The 15,709-nt window shown below is 72.9% G+C and carries 13 protein-coding genes and 2 tRNA genes; 4 read left to right on the forward strand and 11 right to left on the reverse strand.

Annotated elements, in window-relative coordinates; genetic code table 11:
* Window positions 1-15: 15 nt before the first annotated feature.
* A complete protein-coding gene (locus tag V4Y03_RS11690; protein WP_332434872.1) occupies window positions 16-1,722 on the reverse strand; it encodes a glycosyl hydrolase family 18 protein in 1,707 nt (568 codons plus the stop codon).
* 285 nt (window positions 1,723-2,007) lie between these two features.
* Window positions 2,008-3,090 (reverse strand): LLM class flavin-dependent oxidoreductase, encoded by a 1,083-nt coding sequence (locus tag V4Y03_RS11695; RefSeq protein WP_332434873.1) that lies wholly within the window; start codon window positions 3,088-3,090, stop codon window positions 2,008-2,010.
* A 393-nt stretch (window positions 3,091-3,483) separates the two neighbouring features.
* Here V4Y03_RS11695 and V4Y03_RS11700 point away from each other — a divergent pair, with 393 nt between their 5' ends.
* Both V4Y03_RS11700 and V4Y03_RS11705 read left to right on the forward strand, forming a co-directional pair.
* On the forward strand, window positions 3,484-4,242 hold the full coding sequence (locus V4Y03_RS11700; protein ID WP_317876878.1) for an IclR family transcriptional regulator: 759 nt from the start codon (window positions 3,484-3,486) through the stop codon (window positions 4,240-4,242).
* 65 nt (window positions 4,243-4,307) lie between these two features.
* Window positions 4,308-4,381 (forward strand) — tRNA-Lys (locus tag V4Y03_RS11705).
* A gap of 60 nt (window positions 4,382-4,441) precedes the next feature.
* Here the strand turns inward: V4Y03_RS11705 and V4Y03_RS11710 are convergent.
* The 3 genes from V4Y03_RS11710 to V4Y03_RS11720 form a co-directional block, all read right to left on the reverse strand.
* Window positions 4,442-5,098, reverse strand: coding sequence for a response regulator transcription factor (locus V4Y03_RS11710; protein ID WP_332437160.1), 657 nt, complete (start codon window positions 5,096-5,098; stop codon window positions 4,442-4,444).
* Window positions 5,035-6,336, reverse strand: coding sequence for a sensor histidine kinase (locus tag V4Y03_RS11715; protein ID WP_332434874.1), 1,302 nt, complete (start codon window positions 6,334-6,336; stop codon window positions 5,035-5,037). Before V4Y03_RS11715 ends, V4Y03_RS11710 begins: the two co-directional genes overlap by 64 nt.
* Window positions 6,337-6,448: 112 nt before the next feature.
* On the reverse strand, window positions 6,449-7,102 hold the full coding sequence (locus V4Y03_RS11720; protein WP_332434875.1) for a CatB-related O-acetyltransferase: 654 nt from the start codon (window positions 7,100-7,102) through the stop codon (window positions 6,449-6,451).
* Window positions 7,103-7,200: 98 nt separating this feature from the next.
* Between V4Y03_RS11720 and V4Y03_RS11725 the strand changes: the two genes are divergently transcribed.
* Complete coding sequence (locus V4Y03_RS11725) at window positions 7,201-7,836, forward strand: TetR/AcrR family transcriptional regulator (RefSeq protein WP_317877948.1); 636 nt, start codon at window positions 7,201-7,203, stop codon at window positions 7,834-7,836.
* A gap of 86 nt (window positions 7,837-7,922) precedes the next feature.
* Here the strand turns inward: V4Y03_RS11725 and V4Y03_RS11730 are convergent, their stop codons facing one another.
* The 4 genes from V4Y03_RS11730 to V4Y03_RS11745 form a co-directional block, all read right to left on the reverse strand.
* Window positions 7,923-9,599 (reverse strand): AMP-binding protein, encoded by a 1,677-nt coding sequence (locus V4Y03_RS11730; RefSeq protein WP_332434876.1) that lies wholly within the window; start codon window positions 9,597-9,599, stop codon window positions 7,923-7,925.
* 91 nt (window positions 9,600-9,690) lie between these two features.
* The gene (locus tag V4Y03_RS11735) at window positions 9,691-10,284 is read right to left on the reverse strand and encodes a lytic polysaccharide monooxygenase auxiliary activity family 9 protein (protein ID WP_332434877.1); all 594 of its coding nucleotides are present in this window, start codon (window positions 10,282-10,284) and stop codon (window positions 9,691-9,693) included.
* A gap of 120 nt (window positions 10,285-10,404) precedes the next feature.
* Entirely contained in the window at window positions 10,405-12,702 is a 2,298-nt protein-coding gene (locus V4Y03_RS11740; protein ID WP_332434878.1) for an SPFH domain-containing protein, read from the reverse strand.
* A gap of 25 nt (window positions 12,703-12,727) precedes the next feature.
* Window positions 12,728-14,083 carry a peptidoglycan-binding protein gene (locus V4Y03_RS11745; RefSeq protein WP_332434879.1) on the reverse strand — a complete coding sequence of 452 codons (1,356 nt, stop codon included), beginning with the start codon at window positions 14,081-14,083 and terminating at the stop codon, window positions 12,728-12,730.
* A gap of 185 nt (window positions 14,084-14,268) precedes the next feature.
* On the opposite strand from V4Y03_RS11745, the gene V4Y03_RS11750 reads away from it, so the two are divergent.
* Window positions 14,269-14,342: transfer RNA gene (locus V4Y03_RS11750), tRNA-Lys, on the forward strand.
* Window positions 14,343-14,396: 54 nt separating this feature from the next.
* Here the strand turns inward: V4Y03_RS11750 and V4Y03_RS11755 are convergent.
* Complete coding sequence (locus tag V4Y03_RS11755) at window positions 14,397-15,071, reverse strand: class F sortase (protein WP_443079776.1); 675 nt, start codon at window positions 15,069-15,071, stop codon at window positions 14,397-14,399.
* A complete protein-coding gene (locus tag V4Y03_RS11760; RefSeq protein WP_332434881.1) occupies window positions 15,068-15,682 on the reverse strand; it encodes a PT domain-containing protein in 615 nt (204 codons plus the stop codon). Before V4Y03_RS11760 ends, V4Y03_RS11755 begins: the two co-directional genes overlap by 4 nt.
* Between the last annotated feature and the right edge of the window lie 27 nt (window positions 15,683-15,709).

Below are 15,709 nucleotides of genomic sequence, written 5' to 3' on the forward strand. Positions count from 1 at the left end.
CAGCGGGTCAGGGCCTCAGCAGGCGCCCTGGTCCTTCCAGACGCCCCACTCGCCGGTCGTGCCCGGCTCCTCGTTCTGGGTCCACCACTGGGCCTTCCAGGTGTGGCCCTTGTGGGAGACGAGGTTGCCGGTGTTGTAGATCGTGCCGGCCACGTACGCCGGGGCGGTGCAGCTGCCCGTGGGCGGGGTCGTCGGCGGGGTCGTCGGCGGCGTCGTGGGCGGGGTGGTCGGGGGCGTCGTCGGCGGGGTCGTCGGCGGCGTCGTGGGCGGGGTGGTGGTGCCGCCGAGCGCGGTGTTGATCTGGGTCAGCAGCGTGGCGTTGTCGTCCAGGCCGAGGAGCGAGTACATCATCGCGCCGGCCAGGCCGCGCTGCTTGCCGTAGTCCACCCGGGCCTGGATGGACTTCTGGTTGAGCCCGGTGAAGAACTCGCCGTCCTTGTAGAAGTACGAGGACTTCGCCTGCTCGTCCCAGAAGGTGGTCGCGGCGTTGTCGACGATGCCGCCGAGCTCCTTGTAGTGCGCGATGCCGGCCTGCTGGCTGAGCGGGCGGACGTTGGAGCCGCCGGTCGCGGGCTGCGCGAGGCCGTTGGCGGTCCCGGCCGGGACGCCCTTCCAGCCGCGGTAGTAGAACTCGTAGCCCAGGGTCAGCTTGTTGGCGGGGAAGCCGCCTGCGATGCCGTAGGCGGGCTTGCCGTCGATCCAGGAGTCGATCGCGTTGTCGATCGAGTACTTCTCGGTGCCCGGCGCGATGGGGTCGGTCGGGTCGTCGGTGCCCGAATAGAGCGGGGACTGGTGGTACGTCGGCCCGTCGCCGTCCCAGGCGCCGTGCATGTCGTACGTCATGATGTTCGCGTAGTCGAGGTACGCGCCGATCTTGTCCGTCTCGATGTACTTGATCTTGTCCTGGCCGGCCGGGAGGGCGGCGGTGAGCAGGTACTTCTTGCCGCCGTTGGCGGTGCCGTACTCGTCGAGCTGCTTGCGGAACTCGGCGAGGAGCAGCGTGAAGTTCTGCTTGTCCTCGGGGGCGTAGTGATTGCCCAGGTGGCCGCCGGAGGAACCGGGGTACTCCCAGTCGATGTCGATGCCGTCGAAGATGCCGGCCGCGGTACCGGGGCCGCCGTAGCCACCCTCGACGGGCAGGTTGCCCTTGATGTACTGGTCGATGCAGGAGGAGACGAGCTTCTTGCGGCTCGCGTCCGTCTTGGCCGCGTCGCTGAAGTACTTGGAGTAGGTCCAGCCGCCGAGCGAGATGTTGATCTTCAGGTTGGGGTACTTCGCCTTCAGTTCCTTGAACTGGTTGAAGACGCCCACGATCGGCTGGTCCCACTTGTCGGCGATGCCGTCGACGCTGTCCGCCGCACTGAAGGACTTCTGGTAGTCGGCGTACGAGTCGCCCGCACCGTCACCCGCGTTGGGGTTGTTGTCGTCACCCGCGGCCTTGTTGGCCTCGAAACAGGTGAGGTTGGTGGGGTGGATGTTGCCGAACGAGTAGTTGATGACGTCCAGCCGGCCCGCGATGCCCCGGGTGTCGAGGTGCTTGGGGTAGAACGCGTTGCCGTAGACGCTCCACTGGTCGTAGTACGCGATGCGCACGTTGCCCGCAGAGGCAGTGGTCGTCGTGTCGGCCGCCTGGGCGGAGCCGAGGCCGACGGTCGCGGCAAGCGCGCCGGCGGCGAGGGCCGTGCTGAGCAGCGCGGCGATCAATGGCTTACGGGGGTGCACGTGCGGCCTCCATGGGGGGAGTGCGGGGGTGATGCCGTACAGGAGCTGGAGCAGTGATAACCGGCGCGTGAACAGTGCGTCAATGGTCTGAACCAGATTGAGGACTAGACCAATTGGAGGAAGAAAGGCCTTGTCAGAGGCGTGCAGCACAAAACGGAACCGCCCGCCACCATCGGTGACGAGCGGTTTAAGGTTCACTTAGGGGTGAGGCGGAGGTGGTTCGACAATGAACCAACCATCCCTGAGAAACGGGGTTTTCACCCGGCTCCGCCGGCCCCGCCGGCTCTACTGCTCCGGCAGCTCCGGCAGCTCCGGGAGTTCGTACGCGTCCGCGATGAGTTCGTAGCTGCGCAGCCGGGCCTCGCCGCCGTGGCCGTTCGCCGTGATCATCAGCTCGTCGGCGCCGGTGCGCTTGCGCAGGTCGTCCAGGCCCGAACGGACCTCGTCCGGCGTGCCGTACACGACGTTCGCCAGCCAGCCGTCCACGAACTCCCGCTCGGCCGGGCTGAATCCGTACGCCTCCGCCTCCTCCGGCGTCGGGACGAGACCCGGGCGGCCGGTGCGCAGCCGCAGCATCGCGAGCGCTCCGGCGAGGACCTCCCGGCGGGCCGAGGCCGCCTCGTCGGCGGCGAGCGCCGAGACGCCGATCATCGCGTAGGGGGCGTCGAGGACGCCCGAGGGCCGGAAGGAGTCCCGGTAGAGGTCGAGCGCCGGGATCGTGTTCCTGGCCGAGAAGTGATGGGCGAAGGCGAAGGGCAGGCCCAGCAGGCCGGCGAGCCGCGCGCTGAAGCCGGAGGAGCCCAGCAGCCAGACCGGCGGGCGCCCCTTCGGACCCTGGACCGGGCCGGGCACCGCGTGGATGCGGGCGTAGGGGTGACCGTCGGGGAAGTCGTCGTCGAGGAACCGGGTCAGCTCCGCCAGCTGCTCCGGGAAGTCGTCGGCGCCCTCATTGAGGCTGTCGGACCGCCGCAGGGCCGCCGCCGTGGCGCCGTCCGTGCCGGGGGCGCGGCCGAGGCCGAGGTCGATCCGGCCCGGCGCGAAGGCCTCCAGGGTGCCGAACTGCTCGGCGATGACGAGCGGGGCGTGGTTGGGCAGCATGACGCCGCCCGAGCCCAGCCGGATGCGACGGGTGTGGGCGGCGAGGTGGGCGAGGATCACCGCCGGGGAGGAGGAGGCGACGCCGGGCATGGAGTGGTGTTCGGCCACCCAGTGCCGGTGGAAGCCGCGCCGCTCGGCGAGCCGGCTCAGCTCGACGCTGGTGGCGAGCGCCTGGGTGGCGGTCCTGCCGCTGCCGACGGTCACCAGGTCCAGCACGGACAGCGGCACGGGCGCGGAGCCCCGCGCCTCTCCTCGAATAGCGTCGGTCACCTTCGGGACCCTCCTCGGCACACGTACGGAATCGTTCGATCGGCTCCCGGCGCGGCGCCCGGACCCGTGGATCGGCTTCGACAGGGCGACAACAGGAGGGTGGCTCCGTTTATTCCGGCGGCTCCACGCCACCGGAGGAGGTCCGAACGCGTCCGCTTCTCCGTAAATAATCTTCTGTCCCCCAAGGGCCGAACATATGGGCGAGCGCTCTCATGCACGGCTCTGACCTGAGACTCTGCGCGGCACTCATGACATCGGCATATGCCAGAGTGGCGAACCCCAGCACAGGGCCAGGACGCTCCGCATCATTCTCGCCAACAGCCGTCCCTTAAAGGGTGCTTGGCGGCTATCGTGGTGCGAAAGCTTGCGGTCACAACCTGGTAGGGGGAAACCGTGGCGCTGAAGCCCGAGCCCACCGCGCCGTTCCACTCGGTGCAATACGCCTTGCGCGTCCTGGAGACGATCTCACGGCACGGTGGCGGTGTGACGGACGTCCAGATCGCACGCGAAGCCGGCCTGCCCGTCGCCCACCTCTCGCCGCTGCTCCTCATGCTCCGCCGCGAGGGATACGTCGAGCAGGTCGCCGACGGCGCGTACGTGATCGGGGACTCCCTCGTCCTCCTCGGCTCCGGCATGACCCGCCGCGAGGCCCTGGAGACGAAGCTCCAGGAGACCCTGACCGAGCTGCGCGACTCCGTCGGCGCCGCGGTCTACATCAGCCGGTACATCGACGGCGAGGTGAAGATCACCCAGTTCGCCGACGGCCCGCGCACGCCCAGGGTCAACGAGTGGGTGGACATCCGCTCGGCGGCGCACGCCAGCGCGGTCGGCAAGTGCCTGCTCACCCAGCTCGACCAGAACGGCCGCCGCGACCACCTCTCGCGGCACAAGACCGCCCGGCTCACCTCCCGGACGATCACCAACGAGCGGATCCTCTTCTCCAAGCTGGACAGCCAGCCGCCGACCGTCCCGGTGCTCGACCTCCAGGAGTACGCGGTGGGCACGGTCTGCGCCGCCGTCCCGCTGACGGCGGGCTCCGCCGTGGGCTGTCTGGCGCTCTCCCTGCCGATCGAGCACGCCCACCGGCTGCGCTCGGCGGCCGACACGCTGAACCGCAGGGCCGCTCCGGTGGTCATGGCGCTGGCGATCTGACCACCCCTCCCGCGGGGTGGTCACCACCACCCCGCGGGACCGGGTAGTATTTTCTCTGTCAGCAAGCGCCGCTAGCTCAGTTGGTTAGAGCAGCTGACTCTTAATCAGCGGGTCCGGGGTTCGAGTCCCTGGCGGCGCACAGACAGAAGAGGCCCCTCGCGGAAGCGGGGGGCTTTTTCGTGCCCGCACCTCGGGTTCTTCACGCCCTGAGGTACGTCAGGACCGCCAGGACCCGGCGATGGGTCTCCTCCGCCGGCGGCAGGTCCAGCTTCGCCAGGATGTTGCCGATGTGCTTGCCGACGGCGGCCTCGCTCACCACCAGACGCCGGGCGACCTCCGCGTTGGAGTGCCCCTCCGCGACCAGGCCGAGGACCTCGCGCTCGCGCGGGGTGAGGGCCTCCAGCGGATCGCGGTGCCGCCGCAGCAGCTGCCGTACGACCTCCGGGTCGACGACCGTGCCACCGGCGGCGACCCGCAGGAGGGCGTCCTCGAACTCCTCCACCTGCCCCACCCGGTCCTTGAGCAGATAGCCGACGCCGGTGCCGTCGCCCGTGTCGAGGAGGTCGGCGGCGTAGCTGCGCTGCACGTACTGGCTGAGCACCAGGACCGGCAGGCCGGGCCGCTCGGACCGGAGCGCGACGGCGGCGCGCAGCCCCTCGTCCTGGAACCCCGGCGGCATCCGCACATCGGTCACGACCACGTCCGGGCCGTGGGCGGCGACCGCCTCGCGCAGGGCGTCGGCGTCCCCGACGGCGGCGACGACCTCATGGCCGAAACGGGCCAGCAGCCCGATCAGCCCCTCCCGGAGGAGGACGCTGTCCTCGGCGAGGACGACACGGAGCTTTCGGACAGCGATCGGCACGGGATCTCCGCTCGGAGGAGGGTCGGCCCGCCCGGCGGGCTCATGATCGTCAGTCTGCCATCGAGGACGGCCAGCCGGTCGGCCAGTCCGGTGAGCCCGGAGCCCCCGGCCGGGTCGGCGCCGCCGCGCCCGTCGTCCGACACCTCCAGGCGCAGCACCCCGCCCTCGGCCCGCGCGGTGATCCGCGCCCGGCGGGCGCCGCTGTGCCGGGCGACGTTGGCGAGCGCCTCGCAGCCGGCGAAGTAACCGGCGCTCTCGACGGCGGCGGGCAGCCGGGGCAGGTCGACGTCCGTGTCGACGGGGACGGCGGACCGGTCGGCGGCGTCGGCGAGGGCCGCGCCGAGACCGTAGTCGGCGAGGACCTGGGGGTGGATGCCGTGGATGAGCTCCCGCAGCTCGGTCAGGACCTGCCCGGCCTCCGTGTGCGCCTTCGCCAGCTGGTCGGCGAGCGGGCCGGGCGGCGCGTCGAGCCGGGCGAGCCCGAGGGTCATGGTGAGGGCGACCAGGCGTTGCTGGGCGCCGTCGTGCAGATCGCGTTCGATACGGCGGCGCTCGGCCTCGAAGGCGTCGACGAGTCGCGCGCGGGAGGCGATGACCTCGCCGATCCCGGCCGGGGGGTCGCCCTCGCGGGGCGAGAGGAGGGCCCGCGCGAGTGCGGCGCGGGCGCCGGCGACGGCGGCGAGCGGGTAGGCGAGGGCGACCAGGAGGAGGGCGCCGAGGAGGGCCGCGGCGAAGGCCTCCGGGTAGGAGGTCACCAGATACGCCTTGACGGCCTTGGCCTCCCGGCCGTCCACCGCCAGCTGGACGGGGGTGCCGAGGAGGGCGGCGGGCAGGCCGATCGCGACGGCCACCGCGATGAGGTCGAGCGGCCACAGGACGGTGGCGAGGAGCAGGGCGTACCCGAGTTCGCGCCAGGTCGCCTGCTCCCCCGCCCTGAGCCGGAGCCAGGCGGCGAGGCCGGGGGCGTCGGGGACGCGGTGCGGGTCGGGGGCCGGGTCGAGGTCGACGAGCCGGAGACGGCGGCGCTCGATCCCGGCGAGCGCGGGTCCGGACAGCAGGAGGAGCGGCAGCCCGACGAGGAACAGGGAGAACAGCCCGAGCACCAGGAACACGAGGCAGGCGAGCGCGCCGAGGAGCCCGCCGGTGACCAGATAGCCGACGGACCGCCAGGGCCAGGAGCTACGCGGGAAACGGGGCCAGGTCAGGGCCTGCCAGGGATTACGGGGGTCCATGGGGCCCCACGGTAGGGGGTGGGACGGGGGCGGGGCGATGGTGCTGGAGGGGGGCCCGGGGGTAGGGCTGGGGCTACCGCGACGGCGGGTGTACGGGGGCGGGGACTCTTCGTCAGGGGCCGTCGAGCCGCGCGGCGGCCTCCTCCAGGTCGGCGACGGTCCCGGACATGATCGTCCGTACGTGCCGGGTGATGTGCCGCACGGGCCAGTCCCACCACGCCACGGCGAGGAGCCGGGCGATGTCCGCGGTGTCGTAGCGGGTGCGGATGAGCCGGGCGGGGTTGCCGCCGACGATGCCGTAGTCGGGGACGTCGCCGGTGACCACGGCGCCCGCGGCGATGATCGCGCCGTGCCCGATGCGCACGCCGGGCATGACCGTGGCGCCGTGCCCGAACCACACGTCGTTGCCGACGACCGTGTCGCCGCGGCCGGGCAGGCCGGTGATCAGGTCGAAGTGCTCCGCCCAGGAGCCCCCCATGGTGGGGAACGGGAAGGTGGAGGGACCGTCCATGCGGTGGTTGGCGCCGTTCATGATGAAGCGGGTGCCCGTCCCCAGCGCGCAGTACTTGCCGATGACGAGCCGCTCGGGCCCGTAGTGGTAGAGGACGTTGCGCGTCTCGAACGCGGTCGGGTCGTCCGGATCGTCGTAGTACGAGAAGTCACCGGCCTCGATCAGCGGCGACTTCACCAGCGGTTTGAGCAGCACCACGCGAGGGTGCTCGGGCATCGGGTGGAGCACGGTGGGGTCGGCGGGAATGAGCGGCATCGTGGCGGCGGTTCCTCTCCGGTGAACCTAGAGCGACGACTGTCGCGTTAAGATGCTGGCACGTCCCGCCGCCTCGATCAACCGGATGGCGACCACCGATGACAGACCCGCCGGACACGACGCCGGACCGCCGCCCGGGCGGTCGGACCGCCCGCGTCCGCGCCCAGGTTCTCGACGCGGTGCGCGCCGAACTCACCGAGGGCGGCCACGAAGGGCTCACGATGGAGGGGGTCGCGACCCGGGCCGGAGTGCACCGCGCCACGGTCTACCGGCGTTGGCGCGATGTCGGCGGCCTGCTCGTCGACGTCATCGACGCGGCCGGTGAGACCGACTGGCAGCCGCCGGACACCGGCTCACTGCGCGGCGACCTGACGGCCCTCAACCGGGAGATCCAGGAATCCCTGGTCGTCCGGCCGTCGTTCGCCGTGGCCCTGATGGCCGCCTCGTTCCACTCCGAACAGGCCGCGCGGGCCCAGACACGGCTGTGGGCGGACCGGTACGCCCAGTGCGAGGTCATCGTCGAGCGCGCCGCCGAGCGCGGTGAACTCCCCGGGCGGCACACGGACGCGCGGAGCCTGCTGATCACCGCCACGGCGCCGCTCTACCACCGGCTGATGCTCCTGCGCGTCGACCCGGACCCGCGGCTCCCGGAACGGGCCGCGGAGGCGGCGGTTCTGGCGGCCACGGCGGGCGCCTTCACCGTCCACGGGGAATCAGAGGTCCGTTCGCCGTAGCGGAAGCGGAAGCCGTAGCCGTAGCCGTAGCCGTAGCCGTAGCCGTAGCCGTAGCCGTAGCCGTAGCCGTACGAGAACGGGTCTGCCTACGCGTGGTGTTCGCCCATCGGGGAGCGGTCCCGGCGGGTGTACTCCGCACCGAGGGCGGCCGACTTCTCCGGGGTCAGGAGTTCGTACGGCGCGCCCGGCGTCGGGCGCCACCAGACGGGGTCCTCGCAGAGGAAGGCCGCTCGGCGGAGGGCCACACGGTGGATCTTGTTCGTGGCCGTGAGGGGCAGTTCCCGCATCACGCGGACGAAGCGCGGTGGCATCTTCGTGCCCAGGTCCGCCTGGTCCGCGAGGAAGGCCGCGAAGGCCGACGGGTCGAAGGCCTCCCCCTCGCGCAGCGCGAGCGCCGCCATCACCTGGTCCCCCGCCACCGGGTCCGGTATCGCGTAGACCGCGACCCCCGCCGCCCGGTCCCAGCGGGCGAGGATGTGCTCGATCATCGCCGCCGCCAGGTTCTCGCTGTCGACCCGCAGCCGGTCGTCCGTACGGCCCGCGAAGTAGAGGTACCCGTCCGCGTCCCGGTAGAAGAGGTCGCCCGTCCAGTACCAGCCGTCCCGCAGCCGGGCCGCCTCCGCCTCCGGGTTGCGCCAGTAGCCCTCGAAGGGCGACCGGCCCCGGTTGACGAGCTCGCCGACCGCCTCGGCCGCGTTGAGGAGCCGGCCGGTGGGCGAGAAGCGGGCCCGGGGGCACTCCTCCCCCGACTCCCCGTCGATCACCGCCAGGTCGTCGCCCGGCGCGGCCCGCCCGATCGCCCCCGTAGGGGTGTCGGGGGTCCGCTGGATCGCCGCGCCGCCCTCGGAGGAGCCGTACCCCTCGACGAGCGGGACCCCGAAGCGCTCCCGGAAGCGGGCCGCGTCCACCGCCCCCGCCTCCGTCCCGAAGCCGAGGCGGAGCGGGTGCGCGCGGTCGTCCGGTCCGGGCGGGGTGGCGAGCAGGTACTGCACGGCCCGGCCCACGTAGGTGAAGTAGGTGGCGCCGTAGCGGCGTACGTCGGGCAGGAACCGGGAGGCGGAGAAGCGGGCCCGCAGCGCCACCCCGGCCCCGGCGGCGAGCGCGGGCGCCCAGTCCGCGATCACCGCGTTGCCGTGGAACATCGGCATGCAGATGTAGTGGACGTCGTCCCTGCCCACCCCGAAGTGGGAGACGAGCGAGGCGCCGGCGGCAGCCAGGCGCCCCTGGCTGCACAGGGCCGCCTTGGGTGCCCCCGTGGAGCCGGAGGTGAAGGAGAGCAGGAAGCGGCTGTCGGGGCGTACGGGGCCGAGGGTGGCGTCTCCCGGCCGGGCGTTCCCGTAGGGGGCGAGGAGTTCCCGGTACGCGTCGGTGTCCGTGACCAGGATGCGCACGCCCGGCAGCGGCAGGCCGTCGAGGAGCGGCAGGTGGGCGCGCTCGGTCACCAGGACCCGGCACTCGGTGTGCCGGATGTCCCGGGCGAGTTCGGCGCCGCGCCGGGTGGGGTTGATCCCGGCGACGGCGGCCCCCGCGAGGGCCGCCGCGCTGAGCCAGAGCGGGTACTCCGGCGTGTTGTCGAGCAGGATGCCGAGGTGCGGCTCGCCCCCCGGCAGGGGTGGCATCAGGTCCACGAGCAGGGCGGCCCGCGCGGCGGCGCCGGCGGCGACCTGGTGGTGGGTGAGGGTGTGGTGCTCGTCCCTCAGCCCGGTCCGGTGGTCGCCCCATTGGCGCCGTACGAGTTCCGCGACGGTGTCCGCACCCCTCATGAGCCGGACTGTAACTGACGGCTCGTCAGAAATGAACCGTCGGATCAGGCCCTTCGGAGGCCCGTTCAGGACTTGCCCTTCGGGCCGCCCGTCAGAACTTGACGTCCGAGCAGGCGTAGAAGGCGTTCGCGGTGTCCGCGATCGTCCACACCGCCAGGATCAGATGGCGGCCCGTCTTGCCCGCCGGGATCGTCCCGGAGTGCGAGAGGGTCGCCGGCGGCTGCTGGTTGTTGTAGGGGACGGTCAGGAACGGCTGGGGGTCGAGCGCGGCCCGGGTCAGCTTCTGGTTCGGGTCCCAGCCGTTCTTGGTGATGTAGTACCTGAAGTCGGTGGTGGCGTGCCGGGCCGTGAACTGCCAGCGGAAGCTGTAGCTCTGCCCCGCCGTGAGCTGCGTGGCGGGCCAGGCACCACCCCGGGGGTCGTCGAGCTGGGCGAACTGGGTGAGGCCCGCCGAACAGATCTTCCCGTCGGCGGGACCGGAGGCGGGGAAGCCCTTGGGGCCCTCGACCGACTGCGGCTCCCACTGGATGGGGCCGCAGTTGGTCACGGTGCCGTTGGCGCAGAGCTTCTGACGGCTGATCGGTGCGTCGGTGTAGCCGTGGCTGCCGGCGCTGCCGGTGGCGAGGAGGGTGGCACCGGCGACGCCGAGCGCCACCACCGCCGCCCCGACTGATTTCTTGCGCATGCTGTCGCTCCAGGAGAACGTGGGGGAGTTCCGTTGGGTCGTGCCGCACGCGTGCGGATGCTTCTTTTTGGTCTGGACCAAGTACCAAGGTATGGACGGAAGTTGAAGCTGTCCATCCCCTCAGACACCCTCCACAGGACCCGTCCTGCCCGTGTAGAACGCCACCGTCAGGTCCTTGACCAGCGCCTTGCGCTCGTAGTCGTCCAGCTCCACCAGACCACGACTGGTCAGCCGGTGGACCACGTCGTCCACCGCGTCCACCACCGAGGTCAGCACACTGTCCCGGTGCTTCGCGTCGATCGCCGCGATCCGTCGCCGCCGCATCGCCGCCGCCACCTCCGGCGCGTACTCGATCCGCGTCGGCTGCGCCGAGAACACGTCCACCCCGACCGGCACACACTCCGCCGACAGCATCCGCGTCAGCGCCTCGCCGACCGCCTCCGCGTCCCGGAGCGTCGGCGCGTCCTCGTGGAACGCGTCCGCCGGAAGCTGCGAGAGCACCCGGGCCATCGCCGCCTCCACCTGCTCCCGCAGATACTCCTCGTGGCCGTCGACCCCGAGCGCCGCGCGGACGGTGTCCCGCACCCGCCACACCACGAGCACGACGACGTCCAGCGCCGTCCCCTTCGCGTCGACCGCCGACAGCGGCTCGCTGCGCCAGTGCCGAAGCCGTACGTCGACCCGGCGGCGCAGCAGCAGCGGACTGACCCAGACCAGACCGGTACGGCGGACCGTGCCCCGGTAGTCGCCGAACAAGGTCAGCACCCAGGCGTAGCCGACCCGGCCCCGGCCGAGGCCGCCGAGCGCGAACAGGGCGAGCACGACGCCGAGCGCGAGCAGGGCCCACTGGCCGAGATGGATGCCGTGGTACGGGCGTACCGGCAGCCGCAGCATCCGGGCCGCCTCCGCCGGTACGGCCCCGGCCCACCACACGACGGCCGCGCACCCGGCGAGCGCGAGGGCGCCGCCGACCACGCCGACCCACCCCGGCAGCACCGGCCCCGGCCGCTCGACGAGCCCGGGGTCGGCGGTGGGGGCGGGACGGGAGAGGGAAACCGGGGTCCGCCGCCCGTCGGACGGGGGCTTGGGCTGCGATCTGGGCCGGGACTTCGGCGGGGACTTGGGCTGGGGCCGGACCTTGGGGTGCGGCGTCGTGGTGGCCTTGCGGGTGGGATCGGGTGCGAGGTCCCTGGCCGGCTCGGCCTGCCCCTGGACCTTCGACGGGGCGGGGATGGCGGGGCCGCCGCCCTTCCGGGGTGTGGTGGGGGCCTGGGGCGGGGCCATGGAGACGGTGTCGGGGCCCCCGTCGTCGTCGCCCACCACGAAGGGCACGGCGCCCTCCGGCTCGTCCCGGAAGAGCAGGTGCACCGGGATGGAACCAGTGGTCTCGGCCCCGATCACGTTCTTCCGCCGCGCCACGCGCACGACGGCGGCGACGGGCACGGCGACCGCACCGACCCCGGCACCGGCGATCCGCCCGAAGTCGGGCGCGGAGGCGGGGGCGCTGCGCTCGGCGGGAGCGGGGGGCGCGGGGGGTGCCCCGGTGGGCGTGGAGGCGGCCGGGACCGGCGCGGGGTCCCCTGCCGGGGTGGCGGGCACCGTACGGGGAAGGGCCCCGGCCGGCCGCACCGGCAACGCGGCGGGGGCTCCGCCGGAAGCGGGTACGGGCGTACCGCCGGGCGCGGCCGACGACGCGGGGGCCGCCGGGGGGCGAGCCCCGTCGCCCGGCGGCGCGGGTACGGACTCGCCGCCGGGCGCGGGTACGGGCGAGGCGGCCGTACCCGCGGCCGAGCCCGGCGGGGGTACGTCGCTGCGCGTCGGCGCGGGTACGTCGCTGCGCGACGCTGCCGGTGACGGAGCGGCTGTGGCTGCGGGCTCCGCTACCGGCGCCTGCGTCGGCGCCGGTGCCGGTGCCGGTGTCAGCGCTGGTGCCGGTGCCGGTGTCAGCGCCGACTCGCGACCCGGAACCGACACCGGCTCCGGAGCCGGAGCCGGAGCCGGAGCCGGAGCCGAGGCCGAGGGCAGGGCCGAATCCCGGCCCGGCGCCGGAACCGCCGATGCGGGCGCGGGCGCGGACAGGCCGTCCCGTACGACCGAGGCGCCGTCGCGCACGACCACAGCACCGTCCCGCACGGGCAACGCGCCGCCGCGCACGACCACACCGCCGTCCCGCACGGGCGACGCGCCGTCCCCCGCCTCCGCCGTCGGCTGCCCCGCCGTCGGCGGCGGGCCCGTCGGCGGGCCCGCCGTCGCGCCCTCGCCCATCACCCCTGCCCGCAGGCCGTGTTCCGGTGCGTTCTGCGGGGTGTCCGGGGGTGTCCTCGGGAGGGTGCCGTCCGTCAGGCGTCTCGCTGTGCGTGCCGCGTCACGTGAGGCCGCCGCGCCGGAGTCCGCGGGGTTCGGGGTCGATGCCGTCATTCGGGTCCACCTCATGCTCTCGGGGTCATCGGAACAAGCGCCGCCAGGTCTCCGGGCCCGGGTAGCCGTCGGCCGCTGCGCCGCGCCAGCCCTGTGCCCGCTGGAACGCCTCGACGTTGCGGCGGTCCGCCTCCGTCCAGCGCGGACCGGGTCCCGACAGGTAGTGCTTGCCGAAGCCCCGCTTCACCAGTTGTTTGCCCAGCTTCTCCACATATGCGCTGGATTGGCCCGGACGGAAGGCGCCACGCCCGGGATAGTCCGTCACGTTCGTGCTCGGGCCGCTCGAACCACTCGAACCGCCGATTGACTTGCCCCCGCCGGACACGAGGAGCCGCCAGGTCTGGGGGCCGGGCAGACCGTCCGCCTCCTTGCCCTTCCAGCCCTGTGCCAGCTGGAACGCCTGGGTCGCGCGCCGGTCCGCCTCGCCCCACTTCGGGCCGGGCCCCTTGCTGTAGTACTTCTTGGCGCCGCGGTCGAGGAGGAGCCTGCCGAGCTGGGTGACGTACGCGTTGTCGGCGCCCGGACCGAACATGGCCGTCCCGGGGTACGGGGTCGCCGTGGGCGTCGCGCCGCCGCCGGTGCTGCCGCCGCTGACCACGCCCTTGTAGCGATAGGCCACGTACTGGCTGGAGTTCTCCCAGTACGCCATCGGCGTCGCCTGCTTGCGGGTGCGCGGCTTGGTCTGCTCGTAGGCGACGTACGAGGTGTGGGTGTAGTCGGTCCAGCCGCCGAAGATCGTGACGTGCGAGCCGCGCGTCGGGTTGGCGGGGTTGTGGAAGAGGAGGATGTCGCCGGGCTGGAGCTCGGTGCGGTCGATCCGGTCGGCGAAGCGGTCGAGGCTGCCGGTCCACTCGTTGCTGCGGAGGTTCCAGGCCATCGAGATGTAGCCGGAGCAGTCCTGGCGGTAGCCGTCCGACCAGTACTTCTCCATGGAGTACGGGACTTGGGCGGCCACCCACAGCTTGGCGCGGTTGATGATCTCGGCCCGGGTCGTCTGCCGCAGGGTGCCGGTCGAGATCTGACTGGTCGTCGGGGTCGAGATCGGCGAGGCCCCGGGGCCGGGTGCTCCGTGCAGCGGCTCGCGGCCGCCCTGCGGGGTGTCGGGCCCCGGCTCGGCGGCCCGGGGGGTCCCCTCCGTCAGGTCGGCCGGGACGAACGGTCCCGCCGGCGGGGGCAGGGCCGCCGCCATCCCGGCCCCTCCCCCGCCCAGCACCACACCCGCCGCCGTCACCAGGACCAGGGCCCGGCGGGCGCCGTGCGCCGCGGGATGGCCGCCCGCCCGGACCGGCAGCCCCAGCGCGAGGTCACGCCGCCGCTGGGCGCACCCCGGGCAGCCGCAGTCGGCCGCGGGTTCGAACTCCTCGAAGACCGGCACGCTCATGCGATTCCCCTCCACACTCGTCAAGATCTTTTTGACCCTTGGTTTCGGGCGTCAGTGTCTCAACTGTCTGGACAAATCGCATTTTGACGGATCGAAGACCTGATACGACCATCCGACAGGCCGGTGGCGACCGGTATTGGTCGGGAGCACACCCGCATGTCGGGTAGAGTTCTCTCTGTCAGCAGGCGCCGCTAGCTCAGTTGGTTAGAGCAGCTGACTCTTAATCAGCGGGTCCGGGGTTCGAGTCCCTGGCGGCGCACGCAAAGTCAAGACCCCCTCACCGATGGTGAGGGGGTCTTGATCGTTCTCCGGCTCAGGGGCGCTCCGCCGCCGTCAGGTAGGCCGAGACCACCACGTTCGCCGTGTACGTGTTGGACGTGCGGTCGAAGGTGCCGCCGCAGGTGATCAGGCGGAGTTCCGACCGGCGGGGGTCGCGGGCGCCGTAGACCTTGCTCGGGTCGAAGTGGTCCCGGGGGTGGACCTGGACGTCGTCCACCGTGAATTCGGCGACCGAGCCGTCCGTCCGGGTGACCCGGACCTTCGCGCCGGGGCGGGCCGCGCTCAGGCCGTAGAAGACGGCCGGGCGGGTGTCCGTGTCGACATGGCCGACGAGCAGGGCCGCGCCGGCCGCCCCCGGACGGGCCCCGGAACCGAACCAGCCCACCGTGTGCGCCATCTCGAAGGGGGGCGGGTCGATCGCGCCCGTGGCGTCCAGGCCGCGTGCCACGACGGGCGCGCTGATCCCGAGGGAGGGGATCTCCACCCGCCGGGGCTCGGCCTCGGCGATCGGGGCGTGGGCGGGCGGCAGCTCCACCCCCAGCGGGCGGCCGACGGCCGCGATGTCGCCGGTGGTCGGCGCGGAGCTGCCCCCGAGGCCCTCGGTGGCCTCGCGGCCCCAGAGCCAGAGCCCGAGCAGCAGGACCGCCCAGGCGACACCGGTGACGAGTCGCCCGGTGCCCGCCGGGCGGGTTCCGGACGGCACCGTCACTCCGCGCCGGTGCCCGAGCCCGTACCGGACCCGGCGGCGCGGCGGCGGGAGCTGCGGAAGGCGACCGCGACGGCGGCGACGGCGGCCATGCCGAGCCCGAGCAGGGTGTACGGGGTGCCGAGGCCGCTCTCGGTCGCCGTCTGGGCGACGCCGGGGGCGGCCGGGGCGGCGAACGCGGCGGTGCCGCCGCCGCCCGCGCGGACCGGGGCGACCGGGCTCGGGTGGTGGGTCGGCTCATGGGTCGGCTCATGCGTCGGCTTGTGGGTCGGCTCATGCGTCGGCTTGTGGGTCGGCCGCTGGTGCCGGACCTCCACGGTGCCGACGTCCGGGTGATCGTGGCCGTCGCAGGTCACGCTGACCTTGTACGTACCGTTCTCGAGACCGGACCTGATCGTGGTGTCGCCGAACAGCGGGGCTCCCCCGCCGTCCCGGCCGGTGAGATCCGCGTCGGCGACGAACGCCTGGGACTTCGCGGCACCGGTCGTGCCCTTGCAGCCCTGGACGCGGACATCGACGTCGGCTCCGGGCGAGGCGGTGGACGGGGTGACGGTGGCCTTGACCCCGTCGTGGGCGTACGCGCTACCGGCCGTGGGTGCCAGTACGAGTACCAAGGCCGCCCCTGCGGCACGGAGAGCAAT

This window comes from Streptomyces sp. P9-A4 (assembly GCF_036634195.1).
GTDB lineage: Bacteria > Actinomycetota > Actinomycetes > Streptomycetales > Streptomycetaceae > Streptomyces.

Excerpts from the sequence above, each read along its gene's own strand:
- V4Y03_RS11745 (WP_332434879.1), bottom strand. The coding sequence starts at position 14,083 with ATGAGCGTGCCGGTCTTCGAGGAGTTCGAACCCGCGGCCGACTGCGGC.
- V4Y03_RS11740 (WP_332434878.1), bottom strand. The coding sequence starts at position 12,702 with ATGACGGCATCGACCCCGAACCCCGCGGACTCCGGCGCGGCGGCCTCA.
- V4Y03_RS11730 (WP_332434876.1), bottom strand. The coding sequence starts at position 9,599 with ATGAGGGGTGCGGACACCGTCGCGGAACTCGTACGGCGCCAATGGGGC.
- V4Y03_RS11715 (WP_332434874.1), bottom strand. The coding sequence starts at position 6,336 with ATGGACCCCCGTAATCCCTGGCAGGCCCTGACCTGGCCCCGTTTCCCG.
- V4Y03_RS11720 (WP_332434875.1), bottom strand. The coding sequence starts at position 7,102 with ATGCCGCTCATTCCCGCCGACCCCACCGTGCTCCACCCGATGCCCGAG.
- V4Y03_RS11735 (WP_332434877.1), bottom strand. The coding sequence starts at position 10,284 with ATGCGCAAGAAATCAGTCGGGGCGGCGGTGGTGGCGCTCGGCGTCGCC.
- V4Y03_RS11725 (WP_317877948.1), top strand. The coding sequence starts at position 7,201 with ATGACAGACCCGCCGGACACGACGCCGGACCGCCGCCCGGGCGGTCGG.